The 24,510-nt window shown below is 50.8% G+C and carries 19 protein-coding genes and 2 pseudogenes; 11 read left to right on the forward strand and 10 right to left on the reverse strand.

Features of this window, described 5'->3' with window-relative positions; all coding sequences use genetic code 11:
* Positions 1–5: 5 nt before the first annotated feature.
* The 3 genes from ggt to F591_RS0119140 form a co-directional block, all read right to left on the reverse strand.
* Complete coding sequence (ggt, locus tag F591_RS0119130; RefSeq protein WP_026326737.1) at positions 6–1,610, reverse strand: gamma-glutamyltransferase; 1,605 nt, start codon at positions 1,608–1,610, stop codon at positions 6–8.
* A gap of 40 nt (positions 1,611–1,650) precedes the next feature.
* On the reverse strand, positions 1,651–2,826 hold the full coding sequence (locus tag F591_RS0119135) for an amidase (protein WP_019536231.1): 1,176 nt from the start codon (positions 2,824–2,826) through the stop codon (positions 1,651–1,653).
* Between the two features lie 216 nt (positions 2,827–3,042).
* Entirely contained in the window at positions 3,043–4,686 is a 1,644-nt protein-coding gene (locus F591_RS0119140) for a PucR family transcriptional regulator (protein ID WP_019536232.1), read from the reverse strand.
* 234 nt (positions 4,687–4,920) lie between these two features.
* Here F591_RS0119140 and allC point away from each other — a divergent pair, with 234 nt between their 5' ends.
* The 4 genes from allC to allB all read left to right on the forward strand — a co-directional run bounded on the left by allC (position 4,921) and on the right by allB (position 10,526).
* Positions 4,921–6,171 carry an allantoate deiminase gene (gene allC, locus F591_RS0119145; RefSeq protein WP_019536233.1) on the forward strand — a complete coding sequence of 417 codons (1,251 nt, stop codon included), beginning with the start codon at positions 4,921–4,923 and terminating at the stop codon, positions 6,169–6,171.
* Complete coding sequence (locus F591_RS0119150) at positions 6,168–7,403, forward strand: pyridoxal-phosphate-dependent aminotransferase family protein (protein ID WP_019536234.1); 1,236 nt, start codon at positions 6,168–6,170, stop codon at positions 7,401–7,403. Before allC ends, F591_RS0119150 begins: the two co-directional genes overlap by 4 nt.
* A 298-nt stretch (positions 7,404–7,701) precedes the next feature.
* Positions 7,702–9,129: an NCS1 family transporter gene (locus F591_RS0119155; protein ID WP_019536235.1), complete on the forward strand. Its 1,428-nt coding sequence runs from the start codon at positions 7,702–7,704 to the stop codon at positions 9,127–9,129.
* Complete coding sequence (gene allB, locus F591_RS0119160) at positions 9,126–10,526, forward strand: allantoinase AllB (protein WP_019536236.1); 1,401 nt, start codon at positions 9,126–9,128, stop codon at positions 10,524–10,526. Before F591_RS0119155 ends, allB begins: the two co-directional genes overlap by 4 nt.
* Positions 10,527–10,637: 111 nt before the next feature.
* Here allB and F591_RS0119165 read toward each other — a convergent pair whose 3' ends face one another.
* Complete coding sequence (locus tag F591_RS0119165; RefSeq protein ID WP_019536237.1) at positions 10,638–11,450, reverse strand: undecaprenyl-diphosphate phosphatase; 813 nt, start codon at positions 11,448–11,450, stop codon at positions 10,638–10,640.
* An 81-nt stretch (positions 11,451–11,531) separates the two neighbouring features.
* Complete coding sequence (locus tag F591_RS0119170; RefSeq protein WP_019536238.1) at positions 11,532–12,182, reverse strand: DUF1232 domain-containing protein; 651 nt, start codon at positions 12,180–12,182, stop codon at positions 11,532–11,534.
* A 286-nt stretch (positions 12,183–12,468) separates the two neighbouring features.
* Here F591_RS0119170 and F591_RS0119175 point away from each other — a divergent pair, with 286 nt between their 5' ends.
* Both F591_RS0119175 and F591_RS0119180 read left to right on the forward strand, forming a co-directional pair.
* Positions 12,469–13,587 (forward strand): LCP family protein, encoded by a 1,119-nt coding sequence (locus tag F591_RS0119175; protein ID WP_019536239.1) that lies wholly within the window; start codon positions 12,469–12,471, stop codon positions 13,585–13,587.
* 56 nt (positions 13,588–13,643) lie between these two features.
* On the forward strand, positions 13,644–14,768 hold the full coding sequence (locus F591_RS0119180; RefSeq protein WP_019536240.1) for an FtsW/RodA/SpoVE family cell cycle protein: 1,125 nt from the start codon (positions 13,644–13,646) through the stop codon (positions 14,766–14,768).
* Between the two features lie 81 nt (positions 14,769–14,849).
* On the opposite strand, the gene F591_RS0119185 is transcribed toward F591_RS0119180, so the two are convergent.
* Together F591_RS0119185 and F591_RS0119190 are read right to left on the reverse strand one after the other, a co-directional pair.
* Positions 14,850–16,181 carry a sensor histidine kinase gene (locus F591_RS0119185; RefSeq protein WP_019536241.1) on the reverse strand — a complete coding sequence of 444 codons (1,332 nt, stop codon included), beginning with the start codon at positions 16,179–16,181 and terminating at the stop codon, positions 14,850–14,852.
* Positions 16,171–16,869, reverse strand: a complete 699-nt coding sequence (locus F591_RS0119190; protein WP_019536242.1) for a response regulator — start codon at positions 16,867–16,869, stop codon at positions 16,171–16,173. The genes F591_RS0119185 and F591_RS0119190 overlap by 11 nt, the downstream gene beginning before the upstream one ends.
* A 166-nt stretch (positions 16,870–17,035) precedes the next feature.
* On the opposite strand from F591_RS0119190, the gene F591_RS0119195 reads away from it, so the two are divergent.
* Positions 17,036–19,156: a multicopper oxidase family protein gene (locus tag F591_RS0119195; RefSeq protein WP_245581083.1), complete on the forward strand. Its 2,121-nt coding sequence runs from the start codon at positions 17,036–17,038 to the stop codon at positions 19,154–19,156.
* 112 nt (positions 19,157–19,268) lie between these two features.
* On the opposite strand, the gene F591_RS0119200 is transcribed toward F591_RS0119195, so the two are convergent.
* Complete coding sequence (locus F591_RS0119200; protein ID WP_019536244.1) at positions 19,269–20,141, reverse strand: hypothetical protein; 873 nt, start codon at positions 20,139–20,141, stop codon at positions 19,269–19,271.
* A gap of 6 nt (positions 20,142–20,147) precedes the next feature.
* On the reverse strand, positions 20,148–20,465 hold the full coding sequence (locus F591_RS0119205; RefSeq protein ID WP_019536245.1) for a hypothetical protein: 318 nt from the start codon (positions 20,463–20,465) through the stop codon (positions 20,148–20,150).
* Between the two features lie 394 nt (positions 20,466–20,859).
* Between F591_RS0119205 and F591_RS28505 the strand changes: the two are divergent.
* The 4 genes and pseudogenes from F591_RS28505 to F591_RS32085 all read left to right on the forward strand — a co-directional run bounded on the left by F591_RS28505 (position 20,860) and on the right by F591_RS32085 (position 23,722).
* Positions 20,860–22,217, forward strand: a pseudogene (locus F591_RS28505) (IS4 family transposase).
* 201 nt (positions 22,218–22,418) lie between these two features.
* Positions 22,419–23,192, forward strand: a complete 774-nt coding sequence (locus F591_RS0119215) for a TerC family protein (RefSeq protein ID WP_019536246.1) — start codon at positions 22,419–22,421, stop codon at positions 23,190–23,192.
* A 153-nt stretch (positions 23,193–23,345) separates the two neighbouring features.
* Positions 23,346–23,600 (forward strand): ImmA/IrrE family metallo-endopeptidase, encoded by a 255-nt coding sequence (locus F591_RS33615; protein ID WP_425414369.1) that lies wholly within the window; start codon positions 23,346–23,348, stop codon positions 23,598–23,600.
* A complete protein-coding gene (locus F591_RS32085; protein ID WP_019536247.1) occupies positions 23,567–23,722 on the forward strand; it encodes a hypothetical protein in 156 nt (51 codons plus the stop codon). The genes F591_RS33615 and F591_RS32085 overlap by 34 nt, the downstream gene beginning before the upstream one ends.
* Positions 23,723–23,759: 37 nt before the next feature.
* Here F591_RS32085 and F591_RS30655 read toward each other — a convergent pair.
* A pseudogene (locus F591_RS30655) lies at positions 23,760–24,133 on the reverse strand (transposase); the annotation flags it as partial.
* Positions 24,134–24,510 lie beyond the last annotated feature (377 nt).

Raw genomic sequence — 24,510 nt, forward strand, 5'->3', positions numbered from 1 at the left:
TCCCGTCAGAAGCCTATGGCGCAGCCGTCCTTCCTCGGATCGGAGCCTCCTTGGAACAGCCCGGTTTCCGGATCGATGAATATTCCTTGGTATCCCCCGACGACGAAATCGTCACCGTCAGACAGGTTTAACAGCGTATAGCCTTGACGGGACAGCTCCCGGCAAATCGCTGGCTCAATCTCCGACTCCAAGAAAACGCCATGAGCATAGTGGCGGAACCGGGGGGCATCGCCGGCTGCTTGAATATTCATGCCGAAGTCGATCAGGTTCACCAGCGTCTGGACCTGCCCTTGCGGCTGCATGTCGGCTCCCATCACGCCGAAGGAGATCAGCGGCTTCCCGTCCTTCAGCACCATTCCCGGGATAATGGTATGGAACGGACGTTTCCCCGGTTGGAGAACATTAGGATGATGACGGTCCAAAGAAAATAACGAACCCCGATTATGCAGGAAGATTCCAGTATCGGGAATCAGGACGCCGCTTCCGAACACACTGAAAATGCTGTTGGTCACCGAGGCAACGTTTCCTTCCTTATCGGTAACCGTCAAATAAACCGTATCTCCGCCTAATTCTGCCCCCGATGGAATCTCCTTCACCCCGGATTGAATGGTCCCGGCCAGTTCCTTCGCATACTCCTTGGACAACAGGCGGTCTAGGGGGATGTCAGCAAATTCGGAATCGGCAATATAGCGATCCCGATCGGCATAGGCTAATTTCTTGGCTTCGACAAAAAGCCGGATATATTCCGCAGAATTGTGCCCCATAGCCTTTAGATCGAAATTCTCGAGGATGTTCAGCATCTGGAGAACCACAAGCCCTTGCCCGTTCGGCGGAATTTCCAAGACCTCATAGCTGCGGTAATGGGTGGATATGGGCTGCACCCACTGGGAACGGTGTTCCTTCAGGTCTTCCTTACGGAGCAATCCCTGATGATCCGTCATATATCGATCGATCTTGTCGGCAATCTCGCCCTGATAGAAAGCATCTCTTCCGTTCTTTGCGATTTGTTTGAGGGACCAGGCCAACCCGGGCTGTTTGAACAGCGTCCCTTCCTTGGGCGCTTTTCCGTGAATTAAATAATGCTGGCTCGCTTCCTCGGAGCGCAAGAGGAGCGGTTCGGCTTTTTTCCAGTAATAAGACACCATCTCCGGAATCGGGAAGCCTTCCTCCGCATATCGAATGGCCGGAGCGAGTACCTCTTGAAAGGTGAGCGTCCCGCAGCTTTCAAGCAGCTGCGCCCAGCCGTCAACGACGCCCGGTACGGTGACGGATAAAATCCCGTTAGCAGGGATGCTGGTGAAGCCATTTTGCTCAAAATAATCCGGGGTTGCCGCCCGCGGAGCGCGTCCGCTTGCGTTCAGTCCTTTTATTTCCCGTCGCTTAGCATCATAGATCAGGGCGAACATATCGCCGCCGAGCCCCGTCATCATCGGCTCTACCACACATAAAGCGGCAGCGGTGGCTACCGCGGCATCGAAGGCATTGCCCCCTTGCTGGAGGATTTGTATGCCGGCCATAGCCGCCAGGGGATGACTGGTGGCAACCATTCCGTTTTGTGCATGAACTACAGAGCGGGTTTGTTTGCGGTAACCCGTGGGTCGATCTGCCATGTTAGCCCCTCCTCAGATTGCAAACTTTGTTTGATATTATTTATCTACCTCTCAACGCGAGATCCACCCATTCAAGAAGCTTGATATCTTGGCCATGCCCTGCGATCACGGACAATCCTACCGGAGCTCCGTCGAGGTCAGCGGCGGGCAAGGTTATCTGCGGCAAGCCAGCCAATCCGGCGATGCAGCATAATTGCAAGGTTCGGGCCCGTCGCTGCTCGACCTCATCCCCGGACTCGCCCCGCAAGGGAGCGCTTCCCGGTGCTGTAGGAATGACGAGCAGCCCGTCGCTGCCCAGTAGCTGAGCCATTTGCTGCTTGATATGTTGTCTTCGCTGCAGTAAATCGCGGCTTTCGTTGCCATTCAACGTGCTCGCCCAGGAGAACCGTTTGCCGATATGGGGTCCGAAGCGCGGCTTCGTCTGTTCGATCCAACCGCCATGAGTCTCCCAAATCTCGAGACCTTGCAGGACCCGGAAAATGTTGACCCATTCCGCTAACCCGGATGGAGTTAAGGTGATCGTCTTCCGCTCATGAACCCGGCTTTCCAATATCGGAAGAACTCCCGAAATCGCATCGCGGCACTCGGCATCTGCGACAGCCCAGGCATCCTCGGCCATATAAAGACGCCGAAACTCGGGCCCGCCGGAGGGGCGGCCGTTCAGCAGCACCCGCCCGACATCAAGCAGCGTCTTCGCATCGCCGGCCATCCATCCTACGGTATCAAAGCTGGGAGCCAACGGGACGACTCCGGCAAGATCGACGAGACCGTGAGTCGGACGGAAACCGTATATCCCGCAATAACTGGAAGGAATCCGCACGGAGCCCCCGGTATCGGTACCTAACGCAAAATCAGCCAAACCTGCGGCAACGGCTACAGCCGATCCGCTGGACGATCCGCCGGGAATCCGTTCCGGGGTCTTCGGATTGACAGGCGTTCCGTAATGTTCATTTTCACCGTCCAAGCTGTACATCAGCTCGTCGGTATGGGCCGTTCCGGTTAGCCGGGCTCCATGGTCAAGCAGCAGCCGGATGCTGGCGGCATGGCGATCGGCCGGTCCGTGGGTTAACAGCCAATCCGGATTTCCCGCACCGGAAGTATATCCTTGAATGTCAAAGACGTCCTTCACCGCAAACGATAAACCTTCCAATATACCGGAGCCGGAAGGCTTCACCACAAGATCTGGACGGACAAAAGCGCCCCAATCATCGTTCATTTTTGCTTACACACCTTCCGTACATCGTTATTCACACTCTCTTGAAAATTCGACGAAGTCCGTCGGCGAATTTTCAATACCGAAGGTGACGACCGATTGACGAAAGCTAGCGCTCGTCATAGGCGTCTATATGAAATTTATATTAGTCATTGTAGGGAAGGAAGTCATTGGATATATTGAATAAAATTATAACCGATGATTGTGCATCTTGAATATTCATGATGAAGATTGCAGCAGGGAACGCGCCATGAGCGCTATCCTCAATTTCAGGATTTCGTTCGGATCCTTCAAGCTCCTGCCGAGGATCTCCTCGCACTTGTTCAAGCGGTAGGAGACGGTGTTTCGATGAATATAGAGCTGTTTAGCGGTTTCCGTAATCAGGCAGTGGTTCTCCAAAAATACGGCGAGCGTCTGAATCAGATCCATATGCTCCCGGTCGGTGGAATCCGCAAGACCCTTGAGGGTGCTGTCATAAAATTGCTTTAAGTTCTTATAGGGAATCATCCGCAGCAATTCGGTCAGCTCTTTAACGCGATACGATTGAATAAAGCGCGCTTTCTTGGATTGGTATCCGGACCGCAAAGCTTCCAACGCTTTGTGGAAACAGGTCGAGATATCCGTTAACTGTTCGGCGTAATTGCCGACGCCAAACGAAAGGCTGACTTCCAGCTCCCGGTAAAGCCGGTCCTGAATGGTTCGCAGGATGCCGTTCCAATCCTCTTCCTCGGTTTCTTGAGGCGGCTGCGACAGCTCGACCGGAATCAGCATCATAAAATAATGGGTTTTCGTAAACAAAATGTACGGCTTCTTCAGGCGAGATAGCTCGTCATCCAGATATTCGTATACTTGATCCCGCAGTTGACTGATGGCGTCTTCCCGGTGAACCCGCTTTTTGCTGTACATTTCCGGACTTTGATCGATGGCAGCGACAATGCATTTGTATGTTTGCCTTTTCTGAAGGCCGTAGTGCTTGCCCCGGTTCACAATTTCTTCGTCGGAAGTGATCTGTTCATCCAGCAAATCGGCGAAAAATTCATTTTTAATTCGTCTGGAGCTTTCTTCGAGAGCATGCTGCTTCATAAATTCAAACCGTACGACGTTAGCGGCCTGCTCCACGGCCAGGACGGAAAAAGGATCTTCCAGCATAGCCCCCGGAACGATTAAGAATCCCCGCCGCTGCTTATAGATTTCAATGGAAAAGGCGGTCACCGGCTCTTTGGGGGCCAGCAGCGAGAAATAGGAGACTCGGCCTGCGAGAATCGAAGCTAAAAGCCGGGCAATGCTCTTCTTTGTGTCCGGAGAAGGGGAAGGGGTGGAGCGGGATTCGGCCAGCACCTGTCCCCGGTGATCGAAAAGCAGCACGGGGTGCTGAATGAGAGAGCTCAAGCTGTCCATCACTCCCTGCAGCCCCTTGCCTTCCATCACGATGCGGGAAAAAGCCTGGTGGGTTTCCAGCGCATAACGCAATTCGTCGGTTCTTTTCTCCAGAATGTAGCTGAGAATTTGCGTCGTCAATTCTCCCAAGGGGGAATCGAGCGGGATTTCGATAATCGGAAAAGCCAATTCGTCGGATAATTGCAGCACGGAAGGCGGAATCTCGGAAATGAACCGTTTGGTTTTGATGCCGAGTCCGGCACACCCCTTGTCGGCCATCTGCCGAACTAATTCCAGCAGGTCGTTCGGCGATTCCTTAATGGCAAAAGCCGTCGTGAGCAATAATTCGTTCGGTTTTAAATAATGAATGATGTCGGGAGCATCCATCATATTGACGCTTTCCACTGTTCGGTTCAGGCCGAGACGGCCCGCGGCGAGCTTGGCATGCTTCAGAAGAGGCATGCGGATCACATCCGCCATTTTCATGACCACGACCCCCATGGATTGATGGTATCGTTGAATAAGTATGTTCATTGTACAATATGCACGATTAATTGGCTATATTTTATTCAAGGGATACAATGACTTCTGGAAAAGGATTCACTACAATAGGGATAACATGGGGAGCACCGTAGGAACAAAACGACTGTGCGAGAAAAAGAAAGGAACATACGGATGAACATAGCGGATCTCCAGCAGCCAAAAAAGGGGGACGCGCGGATGAACATAGCGGATCTCCAGCAGCAAGCGGAAGAAATGGTGGAGTGGTTAGCGGCGTACGGAGCGGACCCGGAGGGCGGCGTCACGCGCCTTTTATATACATCCTCCTGGATCGAAGCTCAGCAGGCCATGGACCGGAAGATGAGAGCCATGGGCTTGGATACGTATTACGACGATGCAGGGAATTTATTCGGGAGGATTGCTTCAGAAGACCCTGAGGCCGGAACGATTCTTACCGGGTCCCATGTCGATACGGTCAAGTGCGGCGGAAAATATGACGGGGCATTCGGAATTATAGCCGGGCTATTGGCGCTGCGTTATTTAAAAGAAACGTACGGACCTCCCAAGCGGAATATCGAGGTCGTTTCGTTATGCGAGGAGGAAGGGAGCCGGTTCCCGCTCACCTTCTGGGGGTCAACCAACATTACCGGAACAGCTCCGACGGATCACATCGCGCAGATTCGGGATTCAGAGGGAATTCCCTTCGTCGAGGCGATGAACAAGGCGGGTTTCGGCTTGGGGCATTATCGAAGCCCGCTGCGGAAGGATATCCTATCGTTTATTGAGCTTCACATTGAACAAGGCGCCATTCTGGAACGCGAACAGACGACGATCGGCATCGTGGAGCAAATTGTAGGACAAAAGCGGTTGACGATCGAGTGCAGCGGAGAAGCCAACCATGCAGGGACGACGCCGATGGGTTGGCGGAAAGACGCCTTGCGTGGAGCCAGCCAAATGATCGTGGCGATCATGGAAGCGGCCGACCGGAGAGGAGCTCCGCTCGTGGCCACGGTGGGAAAGATCGAAGTGGAGCCCAACGTATCCAATGTCATTCCCGATAAAGCCGCCTTTACCTTGGATATCCGCCATCCCCAAGGCGATGTGCTGGATGCTTTCTGCGAGGAGGCGGTCGCTATATGCTTTGCCGCCGCGCAGGACCGCGGACTTCAAGTGAAGGTGAATCAACATCTTGATGTGCGTCCTGTAGGCATGGATGCATCGCTGCTCCGGAGCATCGAGACGATTTGTCAAGCTCAAGGTCTTCCCTATAGGCTGATGCCAAGCGGGGCGGGGCATGATGCCCAAATTATGGCGGCCCATTATCCGACTTCGCTCATTTTTGTGCCGAGCCATCGGGGAATCAGCCACAATCCTGCGGAATATACGTCCAAAGAAGATTTGGCGGCAGGCGTGCAAGTTCTGATCCGGTTGTTGTATGAGCTGGGTTATGAAAAGGAGACGATATCATGAAATACAGAGATCTCAATGCTTCAACCCGAACGATCATGACCCCCGGCCCCGTGGAAGCGGAGCCTCGCGTGCTCCGCGCGATGGCGACGCCCATTCTCGGACAGTTCGATCCCGAGTTCACGCATATGATGAATGAAACGATGGAGATGATTCGCGAACTGTTTCAGACCAAGAACCACTGGGCTTTTCCGGTTGACGGAACCTCGCGCGCCGGGATCGAAGCGGTATTGGCCAGCATGATCGAGCCGGGCGATCGGGTGCTCATCCCGATTTATGGCCGGTTCGGCCATCTTCTTACGGAGATTGCGGAACGGTACGGCGCGGAGATTTATAACATCGAAACAGAGTGGGGCACGGTGTTCGATCCGGAAGAGGTCATCCGCGAAATCGATCGCGTTCAGCCTAAAATCGTTGCGATGGTTCACGGGGAAACCTCCACGGGACGCATGCAGCCCTTACAGGAAATTGGCGGGGCTTGCCGGGAACGGGATGTCTTCTTCGTGGTCGATGCGGTTGCCTCCATCGGCGGGGTAGATGTCAAAGTCGATGAATGGCACATTGACGCCGCCATCGGCGGGACCCAAAAATGTTTGTCCGTGCCATCCGGCATGGCGCCGATCACCTTCAATTCCCGCGTAGAGGCGCTGCTCTTGGAACGGAAAAAGATCGAACAGGGGCTTGCCGAACCAGGGTCAAACAAGAAAGCGCAGCCGCGGGTGATTCGAACCAACTATTTTGATTTAAGCCAATTGATGGATTATTGGAGCCCTGCCCGTCTCAATCACCATACGGAAGCCACCTCGATGCTCTACGCACTGCGGGAAGGGCTGCGCATCGTCCTGGAAGAAGGATTAGAGCATCGGTTCGCTCGGCACAGCCTGCACGAACAAGCGCTGGTTCAAGGGATTGAGGCGATGGGCTTGGAATTATACGGCGATCCGTCCTGCAAACTCCCTGTCGTTACTTGCATCACGATACCGGAGGGCATTGACGGAGAGTCGGTTCGCGCCATGCTGCTGAACGATTTTGATATTGAAATCGCCAGCTCCTTCGGGCCGTTAAAGGGGAAGATTTGGCGGATCGGCACCATGGGCTACAGCTGCAGGAAGAAGAACGTGCTTCATGTCCTGGGGGCGCTCGAAGCCGTACTTCTGCGCCATAAGGCCAAGATTGCGGCCGGCCGAGCAGTTCAGGCGGCGTTGGATGTTTACGAAGCGAACGAACATCGCTAAATACCGTTGGCGTTCAAATAACATAACATAATATGTCACGAAAGACAGGGTGAATCCCTGTCTTTTTTTGTTTTCGTTTGTATTTTATGCACGGTGACCAGTTCGGATGTTATGTTTTGTATAGGGTAAATAATGAAAAACCAATGGATTTCAATTATATTAGGAATATAACAAGTAAATGTTCATAACGTTATACGGGAGAATAAGTAACACATGGGATGGTAAAGGAAGGAGTCGTATTCAGCGGCCGAGGCATGACCCGAAGTGCGGAATTTAACCGAAGGGGAGTTTTGTGTATATGAATACCCAAATAGAAGCTTATCCTACGCCGGATGCGCATATCCACCACACAGCGAATATGGATGAATCGCTCCAGCCGAAAACAGAGGCGAACAGAAAGGTCAGTCCGATAGACTATATTTTCATGTGGATCGGAGACGGCGTCAACCTTGGCAATATGACGCTGGGTGCCAGCTTGGTGGTGGCGGGAGTTGCAACGTTGAATTTGCTCCAGACCTTTGCCGCAGCGATCATAGCCATCGGTATCATTTCGGTTATTTTTGCTTTAAATGACAGGCTCGGCTACCGAACAGGGATTCCCTATGTCGTACAGCTCAGAATGTCCTTTGGCTTGAAAGGTTCCGTGATATCGTCGCTTTGCCGCGGGATTCCCGCCATCGTCTGGTACGGATTCCAAAGCTGGATTGGCGGCACGGCCTTAAATGAAATTGCGAAGATCGTTTCGGGCGGTTCCTTCGATAACGTGGCTGTTTGCTTTATCGTGCTGCAAGTGATACAAATTGGCCTTTCGCTGTACGGCTTCCACGCCGTTAAGTGGGTTGAAACCGTGACATCCGTTGTGATTACCTTGGCGCTGCTCTATGTGTTTGGCGTGCTGCTCGCATCCCACAGCGATTTGATTGCGGAGAAATGGGTCCGTGCAGAAGGCTCTTGGGGCTTGCCGTTCTTTGCCTTCATCATGATGTTTATGGGGAATTATGCGGCCATCTTTTTAAGCGCGGCAGATTATTCGAGAGAGCTGAAAACCGGCATCAGCGACAAAAAACGCGGTCTCTTGTACTTCTTTCCGATTTTTGTGGCATACGGCTTGACGCTTACCATCGGCGCCATGCTTGCCTCCGCGACAGGGATCTCCAATCCGGTCAAGGCGTTCGCGGAAGTGGTGGATAACTCTTATATTACCATCTTCGTTTCCGCATTTATTGTGCTCGGGGCGGTTGCGGTCAACATGGTCGCCAATATTATCCCGCCAGCCTATGTGATTACCCTGCTTACCAAGATAAAGTTCAAACCGGCTGTTACGATTACCGGTCTGCTGGCGTCATGTTCGTTCCCTTGGGTGCTTGTGCAGGATTCTTCGGCTGAGGGGCTCGGGATGTTCATTCTGATCTATTCCGCTTTTTTGGGGCCGATCGTATCCATCTTGCTGGTTGACTATTATGTGTTAAGAAAACAGCAGGTGCATGTCCCGGATTTGTACAATGAGAGCGGCCCGTTCGCCGGATCGAATCCGGCTGCGATGCTTGCCATGCTGCTCGGTGCCGGCGCGGCCTTTATCCAAGTGGAGCTGGCCTGGATTATCGGCCTTGTCGTATCGGGCATTGCCTATATTTTGCTGACAAAGTATGCGTTCAAACATTCGAAATTCAAGAAGGGCACCATCTTTGATGAACCATCATTCAAATCAGGAGGGAACCGGTTATGAAATACGATGTATTGATTAAAAACGGTCATGTCGTATTCAGAGATGCTGTGAAAAAGGCGGATCTGGCGATTCGAGACGGCAAGATTGCCGCCATTGCTGAACAAATCAACGACGCGGCAGACCAAGTCGTGGAGGCGGCCGGCCAATACGTCCTGCCCGGGATGATCGATGCGCATGTCCATATTTGCGAACCGGGGCGCACGGAGTGGGAAGGCTTTGAAACCGGCACAAAGGCATTGGCGGCCGGAGGAACGACAACCTATGTCGATATGCCGCTGAATGCATTGCCTGCGACAACGACGAAAGAAGCGTTGGCATTGAAGCTGGCCGCTGCCGCCGGGAACAACTACGTCGATTATGCCTTGTACGGCGGACTCGTTCCGGGGAATCTCGAAAACCTGCAGGAGCTTTCTGACGCGGGAGTGGTCGGTTTTAAATGCTTCATGGCTACGTGCGGTACCGATTTGCCGGGCGATTTTAAAAATGTTGATGACTTTACGCTTTATGCGGGAATGAAAAAAATAGCCGAGCTCGGGCATATTTTATTAATCCACGCTGAAAATGCCGAGATTACGGACCGTTTGGCCGAAGAAAGCATCAAGCAAGGCAAGACGACGGCTTCCGATTATGTCGCAACCCGTCCGGTATTTACGGAGGTCGATGCCATCAAGAGAGCTATATTTATGGCGAAAGAAACCGGGTGTAAGCTGCACTTTGTCCATATTAGCAGTGCTGCGGGCGTGGAAGAGATCATCAAAGCGCGGAATGAAGGATTGGATGTGACCCTGGAGTCCTGCCCGCATTATTTTACGATTACGACCGAACAATTCGAAGAAATCGGGCCGCTTGCCAAATGTTCGCCTCCTTTGCGGGACGAAGCGGAGCAGGAAAAGTTATGGGAAGCCTTGAAGCAAGGCAAAATCGATATGCTGACATCCGACCATTCCCCTTGTCCGCCGAACATGAAGCATAGCGATACCAATAATATATTTGAAGTATGGGGCGGCATTACCGGCTGCCAGAACAACGTTGACTTGATGTTCGACGAGGCTGTGCTTAAGCGCCAAGTGCCGGTAACCCAATTTGCCCAAATGATTGCGACCAAACCGGCGGAAAGGTTTCATTTAGGGACGAAAGGCGAGATCGCCATCTCTAAAGACGCGGATATTATATTGATCGATCCTGATCAATCGTATGTCGTGAAAGCCGAAAACTTTTATTACCGGCATAAGCATAGCCCGTATACCAACAGAACTATCCATTGCCGGGTTACCAAAACCTTCCTTAGAGGGCAATTGGTGTTTGATTTGAATGAAGGCATTGTAGGCGAACCCGTTGGGCAGTTCATCCTACCATCCCTGGACGGGTCTCGTTACGCGGAACCGAGTCACAAGTGATGGTACAGCGAAGCTTATGGATAAATGATGATTCAGCTAAAAAAACTTTACTGACGGAAGACGTCAGTAAAGTTTTTTTTACGACAGTGGGGGGCTTGAACATACTGCCAATCATAAAAAGAGCAGAACGACGCAGCCGACAATCCAACAGTAGATGGCGAACCATTTTAAGTTTCCTTTGGCCATGATTCCTATAAACCATTTTAATGAAAAATAGGTCGCGACCAATGCGCATATAAAAGCCACGAGATACGGAATCAGCAATTCATTCATGTTCGGATCCTTGATCATGGTTCTTCCTTCAAGAATCATGCCGCCCAGACTAACCGGGATATAAAGAAAAAAAGAAAAGCGAAGGGCAGTATCCTGCCTCATTCCAAGCGCCATTGCGGCAACAACCGTTGCGCCGGAACGGCTGATTCCCGGCAGCAGAGCAACGGCCTGGCTCAAACCGACGATCACGGCATCACGCAACGTTAAATCCTTGTCTTGCTTCCTGCCGCGAAGATTACGGATCAGCCACAGGGCGCATCCCGTAATGAGCAATGTAATCCCTGTGATTTTTACTCCTTTCAAGTAATCACTTATAAGGTCATTGAATAGAAGTCCCAACACGACCACCGGGATAGTGCCGATAATGATATACAATATAAACATAAAATCCGGTTTCATGGCCTTGTTTCCCGTGCGAATATAGCCCAGGCCATGGTCTGCAATCCGAACAAGATCCTTCCGGTAAATGAGCACAACAGCCAGCAGTGATGCGAAATTCACGAACACTTCGAAACTAAGCCCTTCGATATGTAATCCGATTAAATGTTCCGCGATGACCAGGTGGCCGCTTGACGATACGGGAATCGGTTCGGTTAATCCTTGAAATAACCCTAAGAGGGCATATTGAAGAAGGTTTATTATGGTATCCATATTAAGAATTACTCCTATCGATCGTCATATGAAGGGCCGGTCCAAGGAGCGGCAGCCCTCGATTCCGTATAGATAAAGATATCAAGACCCCTTTTCTCCCAATGCTTTTAATCGCGAGTTCATAACAAGATTTACGGCGACAGCATCATCGATATAACCAATCGGAAAGAGGTAATCGGGAATACAATCGATAGGTAAGATAAAGTAAACCAGCGCACTTCCGATGAAGGCCAGTTCGGCTGCAGTGCCTCGCTTGGAACGGAAGCGTTCGTACATATCTTTTAGCTGTTGGATGAACGGACCCGAGCTTCGTATTTCGTGGATTTTCTCGGCAAATTGTTGGAGGACCGTATGTCTTCCTTCATTGGTTTGAGCGTATTGCTCGTAATGGGCCAGCTGCTCTTCTAAGTTTTCAATACTAAAATGGGGGTTGTGCAAGTCGGAGGATGCAAGGATCTCTTCAATGTTGGCAACCGATACTTGGAGATCCGATGGCCCCGGACGATCAAGGTAACCAGCCGCTGTCAGCAGCTCAGAGACGGGAATCCCCAAACCGTCGGCAAATCGTTGTAAATGAGCCGGAGTGGCTCTTCGTTTCCCGCTCATGATTCGGGAAATGGTGGCCGCATCAATATCCGTCAGCTTGCCTAATTTCCGTATGGATAACGATCGTTCCTTCAATCGTTCTTCCAGTAGTAAACCCAGTCTATTGCTTGCGGGTTGTATGGACATATTCCAATGGTCCTTTCCTTATCATTCTTTAATCCGATCCTGAAGTTCGACGAAGTCCGTCGGCGAATTTTCAGTACCGAAGGTGACGGCCGATGACGAAGGATTCGTTCGTCAAGACGTCTGACTTGGAATAATATAAGGACTGCAGCCAGGCTGTAATTCATAACGACTATACACCTAGTGTTGACAATTTGTCAACGGCAGATGTATAGTCGTTACTATATTGCTAGCCATAGAAATGCTATGTCTGTGATCGAATCCGTCGGCAGAATCAGGAGGGACCGGCTTGAAAACCAATCGCTTGAAAACAAGGTCCGCGGTGTTGCTACAATGGTATGCCGGACGATCGCGTATGCAAAAGATCTGCATGCTCATTATTTTGATCGTTTTCCTATTCGGTGTGTTGGGGTGCGTCGCTTTATACCATAATTTTCATAAATCCACGATCAATTTGGCCAATGCCATTCTTGATGAGGGCGATCTGGAAAACATCAATAACTGGGATATGAAAAATGAACAAAAGCTTGTTGAATGGGACGCAGAACCGGAGGATTTCTATACGCTGGTCATTGGCCTCGATAACAGCGACAGTCACGATGGCATGAATACCGATACGATTTTGGTCGCCCATGTCATTCCCCAGAACAATATCGTTAAGCTGTTGTCGATCCCGCGGGATTTGCGTGTGAAGAATTTGCGGGGTTCAGAGGCTAAGATTAACTCGATTTTCGCTAACGGGTACAATTACGCGGTTCGTCAAGCAAGGGAGAATCCGAACTTGCTTTCCGGCAAGTACGCACAGCTTGGTCATAACAAAGTTCCCGAAGAATACATAAGCTCAGGCATGGTCATGGCAAGGGAGACGATTGAGCGTTATATGGATATTGATATTGAGTACACCTTCCTTGTCAATTATCAGTCCTTGATTTCGCTGGTCGACTTGGTAGGAGGCATCGAAATCAACGTGGAGCGGAGCATGGAGTATGATGCGCCTTCGGAAAACATGTTCATCCGCTTGGAGCCGGGGGTGCAGGTGCTCGACGGGGAAAAAGCGCTGCATTACGCGCGGTTTCGCAAAGATAACCGCGGGGCGGCGTTTCATTCCGACGATTTCGAACGCGGCTTGCGCCAGCAACAGATCATTGTCGCACTCATCGATAAGCTGAATTCCTGGAACAATCTGCCGAAGGTGTTCGAGATTATAGATACCGTATCGTCCAACCTGAAAACCAACATGACGCCGAACACGATGATGGCCATGGTCAAGGAATATTACGGAAAAATCGCCACAGACCATATCTATAGCTTGCCGTTCCCGGGCTATTGGAATCATCCGTATGTCGACGTTGAACAAGAGGAACTGGAAGCATTGCTTGAACAATTTATATCGATCGATCCGCTTTGATTTGTTTCAACAGACGGGAAGGGTGGATGACAGAAAGAAGAGGTTCGAATGGAAGCATGAAAAGATTGGCGAGCCGATTAGATGGTACAATATTGCTCATATTGATTTGTTTTATGATAATCAGCACTCTCGCAATCCACAGCGCAACGACGGGCACCAAGTATGAGGGACTTCACGTCAACCATTTCGTCATGTACATAGTGTTATTTATTCCGATGCTGGCCATTTCCTTTCTTGATTATCGGGGAATCGTTCGCCACTGCTCTATAATCTTGTACGCATTGGGAATCGGTTTACTTGTGCTCGTCCATTTCAAAGGAATGAATCTGAATGGTTCTACGCGTTGGATCAGCATGGGACCTATCCAATTCCAACCGTCTGAACTTGTGAAAATATTTGTTATCCTATTGGTTGCCAAAATGTTGAAGCGTCGCAACGGCGAACCTCTTCGAATCCTTCAAGATATGGTCCCCATTATGATCGTCACGTTGATTCCGGTTTTGTTGATTTTGAAGCAGCCGGATCTCGGCACTTCGATTGTGTATTTCGGTATTCTGGCGGGGTTGCTCTGGATGGGGAACATGCGCTGGATTCATGTTATCATCGGCAGCGCAACGATGGCTGTTCTCGCTGCATCCCTTGCCTGCTTGTATATGTTCAATCACGAATGGCTCTCCAAGATGATTAAGCTTCATCAGATGGCCAGAATACAAGCGTTTGTCGATCCCGCCTCCGACCCGAATCATAGCTGGCATGTGCTGAATTCCATCAGAGCAGTAGGTACGGGAGATGTCTTCGGGAAAGGCTACCGGCAAGGGGATATGGTGCAGAACGGATTTATCCCGTATGACTACGCGGATTCGATCTTTGTGGTGATCGGCGAGGAGTTCGGTTTTTTGGGGAGTGCGCTGCTGCTGCTTCTCTATTTTCTACTCATCTATAGAATGGTTCGAATCGCTTCCGAAAGCAGCGATGTCTCCGGAACGTATATCGTCGTAGGGATTATGTCCATGTTCGTTCTTCAAATTTTCGAGAATATCGCCATGCACTTGGGGCTGATGCCTCTCACCGGCATTGCGCTGCCGTTTATCAGCTACGGAGGAAGCTCGCTGCTTACCAATATGGCGGCTATCGGTCTTGTATTAAGCGTAAGAATCCATTCCTTCCAACCATACTCGTAATTCCGACCGAATATCCAATGGGAAGAGCGTAATCCGCAAGCAGCAGACGAAATGAAGGCCGGGGAACCGGCCTTCTTGACATCACATCGGCAAATAGATGGTGAACACCGAACCTTCGCCGACCACGCTCCGCACCTCGATCCACCCCCGGTGAGCAAGGATGTTTTGCTGGGCAATGGCGAGCCCCAGACCGGTTCCGCCGCTGGGGCGGGCCCTGGAATGATCCGCTCTATAAAAACGGTTGAAGATATGGGGCAAATCCTCCTCGGAAATGCCGACGCCGCTGTCTTCAATGCGGATGCGGGCATAGGGCTGCTGCCGGTTAGGGACGTGCGTCGTTTCTACAAGGAGCCGGATTTGTCCGCCGGGGTTCGTATAGTAGATGGCATTCGTCAGGAGGTTATACAGCGCTTGAAGAATACGGGATTTTTCTACCGATACGGGAATCGACTCCTCCACGGCGTGCATGGAAAGCTGGATTTGCTTGTCCTCCGCCATATACCGAGTCTTCTCCACGACATCCTCCAGCAGCGCAGCCAGGTTCTCCGTTCGCGGACGCAGCTCCGTCATGCCGGCTTCGAGCTTGGACAAATCCAGCACATCATGAACCAAGCGCGACAGCCGCAGCACTTCATCGAGAATCGAAGCTTGCTTGGCGGCAGATAGGGGCTTCCCCGTCTCATGGGCCAGCTCCAATTCCCCTTGAATGATCATCAGCGGCGTTTTCAATTCATGCGCGACATCGGACATCAGCTGCTTGCGGGTTCGTTCCGCGTCGGCCAGCGAATCGTTCATCTCGCGAAGCGCCTTGGAGATCGCTCCGAATTCATCTTTCCTTCGCTCAGGAAAGACGGCCGCGGCGCCGCCTTTTTGGATGGACGCGATGCCTTGGATGATTTGGCGTATAGGGCTTGTCAGCCTCCACGACAATAAGAAGATGGTCAGCAGCGCCGCGATGAAAGTAAACAGCAGCGAAGCGATGCCGATATTGGGCAGCATGGTGTACCACATTGTTTTGAACTCGTACGTCTTGTACTGCTTATCGTTCATGACGTACAGTCTGCCGACCCTCCGGTCACCCTCGAAAAGCACCAGCTTGTACCCGTTCTTGCGAAGTTCATCGGCGCTGAGCGTTCCTTGCTGAACCAAGAATTCTCCCTCCGCCGACAAAACGATTTCGGCAAAGGAGCCGCTATATTCGAACCTCGCACTTTGAACATGATCCCACGAATCTCCGTTGGTTCTGTAATACTGTTCGAACTCCTCTCTGAGCGATTCGAACGCAGCCTTGTCCTCAAGATAGGCAAAATCGCGGAAAATATAAAACTGGACATGCGTGACGCCCAGGAGAAAAAGCAGGATAAACACGATCAGCACGCTCATCGACAAGGTCAGCTTCGTTCTAATGGTCATATTCCGCTCCGAAACGGTAGCCGAACCCGTAGACCGTCTGAATGTAGTCGGAGGTCCGGCCGCCGCCTTCAATCTTTTTGCGAAGCTTGCTGATGTGGGAATCCACCGTCCGTTCGTCGACGATAAATTCCTCCTCGAACGCGTGCCGCAGCAGCTGCATCCGGCTGTATACCCGTCCGGGCTTCGACGCCAGCAGGTGAAGAAGCTTGAATTCGGTCGGCGTCAGATGCAGCTCTTGCGTTCCTTTAAACACCTGCAGACGTTCCTCGTCAATCTTCAGATCGCCTCTTCGCAGCACGCTGCCGGATTCGTCGTTCACGGTTAAGTTCATTCGTCTCAATAAGGAGCGGATACGTGCGGAAAGCTCCCGCAAGCTGAAGGGCTTCGTCAAGTAATCGTCCGATCCCATCTCGAGGCCGACGATTTTGTCGGTTTCCTCTGATTTGGCCGTTACCATGATAATGCCGGGCGACCCTGTCTGTCTGAGCTGCCGGCAGGTGTCCAGCCCATTCAGGTGCGGAAGCATCCAGTCCAAGATGACGATGTCCGGTTTATGTTCTCTATAAAGCTGCAAGGCGGTTTGGCCGTCCATCGCGGTCAGGACATCGTATCCTTCGGATTGAAGAAACGATTCCATGACCGACAAAATTTTGATTTCATCCTCAACGATCAGAACTCTGGTTCCCATTCCTGCACCCCAGACCTATTCATTCTTGTCCCTATCTTATAAGATGTTGGCGGCCTCCACAATCCGTAAATGGTTTCACCACAAGTTCACAACATTTCGCTGGTAAGATAAGGTTCGCAAATCGAATCCGGGGGCGGCAGCCTGAGGCGGCATCCGGTCATAAGGAGTGGTAATCTTGTTCGGAACGTTCACCAGCGTCATCCTTACGGTCAGCATGACCTTATTATGGGGGACCGCCGGCATCGCCGCGGCCATCCTGCCCTACGCCAGTACCAACCGAAGCTTGACGAGGAAAAGAACCTTCTTGCTCTGGGTGGCCGGCGCCGCGCTTCTGCTAAGTGCCGTCTGGTACGTGACAATTATCCTTCAATGCATCAAGAGCGGCTGGCTGTTTGTAGAGGGTACGGTCAAGACGCTCATCCCGCTGACGTTGATTCCTCAGGGGTATATAGCGTTAACGGTGCTTCCCCGGTTAAAAGGCTTGCGGGATTCCGGCGAAGAACCGCCGGCCCAGGCGGCGCTGCAAGCGGCGGCTCAGCCTTCCGTCTCGCTGTCCTTCTATGCGGCCGCGCTCGCCTCCGGCCTTTCCGCCCATAGCTTCGTCTTTGCCCAACCGGTCCTGCCCGGCCCGGCGGAGATCGCTCAGCGGTTCGTGCTGGTGACGCTGCTATTGCTCGTGCCGGCGATATTTGCGAGAAGAAGGTACTTGAAGGTGATGCGAGGGGAAGCGCTTCGGCGTAGCCTTGCCGCCAGGCTGTTGAACGTCATATCGGCAGGTATTCTTACGGCCATAGTGGCAATCGTTATCCTTGTGTCCCATGTATTGGCGGGAGTCCAAGCCTCCAAGCTGCCGGAAGCCTCCGATATGATGAATCACGACTGGATTGACGAAGGAGGCGGCGCAGCTACCCGGATGTCCGGAGGCTCCGATCACCATCCATCGCATCACGCGAATCATCAAGCTGATACGGTGGAGGTCGCTGCTCTGACAGGAAATATAACGGATCCTGCCGATGTGACCTTTGAGATAGTAGCGCAAAAGAAGAAGGTAGCGCTTGCTTCCGGAGCCGTTATCGACGCCTGGACGTATAACGGAGAAATCGCGCCCGAGCTGAGAGTGAAGCAGGGCGATATCGTCGAAGTGAAGCTGATCAATCAAGATATCGAGAGCGGGGTTACCATTCACTGGCATGGCTATAACGTGCCGAATGCAATGGACGGCGTGCCGGGGATGACCCAAAATGTCGTGAAGCCGGGACAATCGTTCGTTTACAAGTTTCGGGCCGAGCAGGAAGGGACCTACTGGTTCCATTCTCATCAGCAGGCGGCGGAGCAGGTGGTGAAGGGGCTATTCGGCATACTGATCGTCGAGCCTGAGCAGGAAACCGAGACTTATGATGAACAAGTAACCGTCATTAACCATCGATGGAAGACCGACCAAGGATATAGAAAAGCATTCGGAAGCCGCGACGAATGGCAGTGGAAGCAGGTGCAGCTGGGGAAAACCGTCAAGCTGAGAATCATCAATGCCCATAACCTGTCGGAAAAGTACCTGCTGCAAGGAACCGATTTCCGAATTGCAAGCATTGACGGCGTGCGGATTCAAGACCCGCAGCCCTTGTCCGATCAAACGGCGTTTCGGCTCGGTTCGGGCGGCAGATATGACGTCGTCTTCACGATGCCGGACCGGCCGGTCTTCTTGAAGCTCGGCGAGGCCAGGAACGAAAGCAATCCGGGAATCGTTTTTTATACTGACAGTCCTCCGGAGAAACCGGTCCTCCAAGCCGAATCTGCGATGTTTGATCCGTCCGATTACGGCCAGCCGGTCGTGAACGCCGTCACTGCGGCAAGCCAATTCGACCGGGAGTTCCTAATGATACTCGGCAACGAGATGGGCTTTTACAACGGCATGTTTCATTTTCTGTGGACGATCAACGGGGAGGTGTATCCTCGGGTTCCGACTTTCGTCGTCCAAGAAGGCGATCTCGTCAAAACGACGTTCGTCAATAAAAGCTTGGCCGAGCATCCGATGCATCTGCACGGGCATCATATGACGGTTTTGAAGAAAAACGGCGAGAAGGTGAACACGCCATGGCTTACCGATACGCTAAACGTCATGCCCGGCGAATCGTACGAGGTCGCATTTGTCGCGGATAATCCCGGCATGTGGATGGACCACTGCCATAACCTGGATCATGCGGCGACCGGCATGGTTTTGCACCTGATGTACGATCACGTGCGTCCTTCTTATGAAGTCGGGACGCGGTCCGGCAACTTGCCTGATTAGAAGCATTGATCGAGAAGGGCGATTCAGGATCAAGCGGGTCCATGCCAAAATAACGAAGGAGCTGCCGCGGCAAGCTCCTTCGTTATTTTCGAATCGGTATCCGGATGGAAGCTTAATGACTGTTAACGATGAGAGCCCCATTTTCCTGGTCCACATTCACTGTCGTGTTGCTGATCATTTCAAAGTCGGATTGCGAGATTCCCTTACATTCATGAGCGTTGTATTGCAACAAATTCGCGCCGCCATTCTTGGTCAGCGTCCAACCTCCTAGTTTATTGACCGCGTAAGTGTCTGAACCGATGGTCCATTCAAACGCATTCCCTTTGTCAAGATTCGATACCTGAATCCCAAGCAAGGTCAGCAGGTCTTCAAAATCGCGAATATGATACTGCTGGGTATCTTGGCAATAAGTGATCGTGGCGGCCAAATAATAGACCTTTTCATCGGCATACGTTTCACCCACTATGTACTCTTTGCCGTTAAGGATCACCTTGTTCAGTTCTTTTAATTTTCCATCAATGTAATCTAACGATTTTTCGTACTCTTTTTTTGTGATCCAAGTAAAGGAGTCTGTTTTTTTATCATAGGTCCCACGGTATCCATCCTCGTAATCCTTATCGTGGATCTCAATGGGAAGGAGATCATCGCTATCCACGTATTTCATATAATCTCTTAATACCTGTTCAATCTTGGCAATGAATTGTTTCGCCTGGTCTTCGTCGTCGATGAGTGAAGTCCTAAACTTAAAGTTATAGGAAGCCCCCCATTCATGAATGAGCTGCTTGGGATGAAGCGATTTTAGCTGGAGTCCTTGGCGGGGGTCAACGAATCGTGCGTACTCGTCGTCCCCTTTAGGAGGATATTCGAAGATCAGCAAAACCGATGTTTCCGGCTCATTCGTTTCGTCTTCGGGCACTCCGATTTCGTCTGGCTGGAAGTATTGAAGCAGCACATCCTGGGTAATTCGCTCTCTGCCTAAGTTCATGGCATATTACATGACAGCATACCCGAAATTCGATGCATCCCCGCCTTCCGTATACCCGTAATTGAGGAATTCAAATTCTCTTTGGGACCCGCCATCATCCGTATAAGCTACGACCCACCGCAGCCCCGTTCCGCTGACAGGGAGCGGGTCGCCTCTCCATTCGATTTTTTCTTTATTGACGATCACTTCAAAGTCGCCTAAAGAATATTCGAGATAGGAATCAAACTTGTTAAGAAAATCCGTTTTGTAATGTTTGGAGCATCCTGTCATGAACAGAAGTGGCAAAATAAAAAACAGCACAATGCAAGTGGATCGCGTTCTCATGGCAGCACCTTCCGCAAAAGCTTATGTCCTCGCAACCAAAAATATGGAGAATAATTGGTAATTTCCTGTTTAAATCATAACAGATGGATTATTTTTACTAATGGATACGGGGGATTTCGGCCCTCGGGTAGCTTATAAGTTGCCCGTAAGAACAAGGGCCTCGCACTGCGAACAGGCATTTTTTTCTTTGGGTGCATTTAAACCGATGCATTTTGTGGCATACTTCATAGTAAATAACTCAACTTTCGCAGAGCGAAAATCGGTTTAATTGCATGATGTGACTAGACAAACAGCAGATTCAATACGGATGTTGTAAAAATAGAAAAACACCGCTTCGTTTGGTAAAGTGAGAGTGTCGAATCAAACACTACCATACAGAAGAGGTGTCCTCTACATGATAGAGCAAAACGTACAACAGAATCAACTTCCAAATGAAATCAAATCAGCCTTCAAAGAACTGAAAGTGTTGCAACACTTAAGAACAGCGGGCTTCAAAAAGAAATTCGGATATACTTGCTCGTTTCTATTCCAACTTGTCTTTGTGCTCTTGTTTCATCACAAGAACTGGTTTCGTTTGTTGGAAAGCCACAAGGGTGAATCATTTCCTGGCAAGGATGCGGTCTATCGCTTCCTAAATCACAGCGGCTATGCATGGCGCAGATTTCTAACATTGCTTAGTTCCTCCACCATTGGTAAGATTCAGCCGCTGACAGGAGAAAATCGCGTATCCGTATTTGTTGTTGACGACTCCATGTTTGAGCGAAATCGCAGCAAGGCGGTTGAACTGCTTTCCCGATTTAAGGATCATGCGACGGGTTGCTACTACAAAGGATTCCGGATGCTCACGCTAGGCTGGTCGGACGGCCATACGTTTATTCCGGTTGACTTCTCTTTGCTCGCTTCAATCAAGTCGCAAGTGAACGGCATCATGCAGGGGATCGACAAGAGAACGTCCGGCTACAAACGGCGGGTCGAAGCTTTGCTGCCTGCTCCTGAAGTCATTCCAGCGATGATTGATCGTGCGCTTTCGGCGGGCATGCAAGCCTCGTACGTCCTCATGGACAGTTGGTTCACACATGCCCCATTAATCCAAGCGATCCTTGATTGCGGTCTGGATGTGATCGGCATGGTCAAAGCGGACAAGAAACGTTATCTTGTTCGCGGTCGCCGTTTATCCTTGCAAGAGCTTTACTTTGAAGCCATCCCCGTTCAAGGGAAGAACAATGGAATCCTGCGTTCCATTCGTACCGAGTTGTCCCCAGGGATTCCGGTCACAATGGTTTTCGTGCGCCACCGCTCAAAGAAGAAAGAATGGCTTGCGATTCTATGCACTGACCTCTCCATCCCCGAAGAAGAAATAATCCGGATCTACGGAATTCGCTGGATATTGAAGTGTTCTTCAAGTGCGCCAAATCCTTGCTGCGTCTACAAAAAGAGTTTCAGGGGCGCTCGTATGACTTGCTCATCAGTCATACTACGATTGTCTTTTCCCGTTACATATTGCTGGCGTGGCAACACCGACAAAGCACTGACAACCGCACGCTAGGCGGCTTGTTTCATTTGCTATGCGATGAAGTAAGTCAATTAGATTGGGCAGTAGCCTTAAAGCAACTTATTGAATTGCTCGAGGAAGTCGCTAAGAAAGCCAGTAAGAAGATCACAACACTTATCCAAACACAACTTCAGCATTGGATCGCCGGTTTGCCCAATTACATCAAGGCTTACCTACCGAATTTAAGCTGCGAAAGTTGAGTAAATAAGTCCCTCTTGAAACATTGAAAATAACCCAAAGAGAGGTCTTGGTACGGGAGCATGATTATGATATATTGTAAGAAAAGTTGACTTGATTCGGGTTTTAAGCTGACGGTGAGCTGATGCCTAAGCAAGAAAACGTCATTCCATCTGTATTTGCTAGTACTATCCTTTGCCAAGATCAAGAGAGGAGCATTCAAGTTGGATTCGCTTTGGCTGGAGTATGCGTGGGCATTACTTATTCTCATCGGGCTCGAAGGCTTGCTGTCGGCGGACAATGCGCTCGTGTTAGCGGTGATCGCGAAACATTTGCCGGACGAGCAGAAGAAGAAAGCGATCAATTACGGGATCATCATGGCTTTTGTTTTTCGTTTTGGCGCTCTATTTGCGATTTCCTTTATCGCCAATGTGTGGCAGGTTCAGGCGATTGGCGCGGCTTATCTGCTGTACCTCGGTTTAAAGCACATCATCCAGGCGCGTTTCGGGAAGAAGGGGCAGGCTCATCAAGAAGAACCGCAGGAAGCCGCAGGAAAAGGCTTTTGGCCTACGGTAGGCAAGATCGCTTTGGCCGACCTCGCTTTTGCGATCGATTCGATTCTCGCCGCGGTAGCGCTCGCGCTTGGACTGCCTGATTCGCCGCTCGGCGAGTTCGGCGGTATGGACGGCGGGAAATTTCTGGTCGTGCTGCTCGGCGGAATTGCCGGGCTGATCCTGATCAAATTCGCGGCGACCTGGTTTGTCAAGCTGCTGGCGCAGCGTCCGGCGCTGGAAACGACGGCTTATGCGATCGTGGCCTGGGTTGGCGTGAAGCTGGCTGTAATTACGCTGGCGCATGAGGATGTTGGCGTCCTGGAGCACCATTTTCCTCACAGCACGGGCTGGACGCTTGTCTTCTATGGCGTCCTGGTGGCGATCGCCCTGATCGGCTGGTTTGCGCCCAGCAACAAGCCATCCAAGGCAAGAGGGCATTCCTGAACCGCCAGCGCGCGGGGAAAGGGCCCAATACGCCATCCATGTGTAACATAAGAGGATTAACGGGCTTCGTTGCTCCGAAGAAAAGGCCATCCGCAAGCGGGTGGCCTTTGAGATTATATACAAAGGGAACGGTTTCCAATTGCTTTCGTAATGATGAATCTGGGATGTTCCGGATTCGTTCGTGTGTTCGATGGACAAAGAGCTATTTTTGTGAATGCCAGCGAATCGCTTGGTCGACAAAATTACACCATTGCTCATGATTATTGCCATATTTTACATGACCTTAAGAAATATGCTCAGTTAACGGGCTTCCACTCACAGGTAAACAAATACTTGAAATACCCGTATCTAATAAAGAGAAGGGAGCCTATACGATGCAGGCCAACAAGAGCAGCGATAGCTTTGTAATTGAGATCGTAGACAATAGTGAAGTCATTGAAGTTGATGATATAGGCTCAACAGTTGAATTGAGAGTGACAGTTCAGGACGCAGTACGTGGAACGATGAATAGCGTGACAGGCAGAACGTAACCAGAGGGAGGAATAGAGAGATGCTATACAGCCCTTACAGATGATCTTGAATATCACGGGTACTGACACCTTTAGCGTAGAGCGCGATGATCTGGTCCTCCATGCCGGTTACGTTGGATTGATGTTTCCGAACGACAAGCGGCTCGAACTCACCAAGACGGTCTCTGGGGACGGCTATTTCCTGCTCTCCGTACTCGCCTCGTGATCTTCTTCTTGCTTTTTCCGTTGCGGCTGTTAATTGTCTGCTTGTTTTGCACATCATGCTTCTCATAACCCAGATGGGTGTCCAACTCTGCTTCAAGCATCTCCTTCAGCGAATAAGTCTTTTAATGCGTTCTGTGAGTCCTGAGCGGTAACCAGGTTGTTCTCCTTGATAAATGCCCTAAGCTGCTCCTTTGACCACAATCCCATGTGTTCTCCCAACCTTTCTATTAATTCTATCTTGAAAATAGCCCGGGGGTGCGCGGCCCATTTTCATCCTTCTGATGGTGCCGCGCCAGCCGCATGGGCGTCTATTTTACTTAGCAGCTTTTAAAATTATTGGTACCTTGCTATCCCCGCTAAAGACCTCAAGCTCTTCAATGCCCAGATGCTTCAGTAAAGCAGGCATCTCACCCTAACACATATTACAAGTCTTACGGTCAACATACATAGTCATTCTTTTTGGAAGTTCACCCATTCTTTCATATGCCCTAATTGTTACCGCCGGATTATAATTGACCCAGGATCGCCGGAAAGAAAATGACCCACCCCTGTCGAATAAAAGCCCTCTGAGATATCTCTACCAT

It is taken from the genome of Paenibacillus ginsengihumi DSM 21568 (assembly GCF_000380965.1).
Classification (GTDB): domain Bacteria; phylum Bacillota; class Bacilli; order Paenibacillales; family NBRC-103111; genus Paenibacillus_G; species Paenibacillus_G ginsengihumi.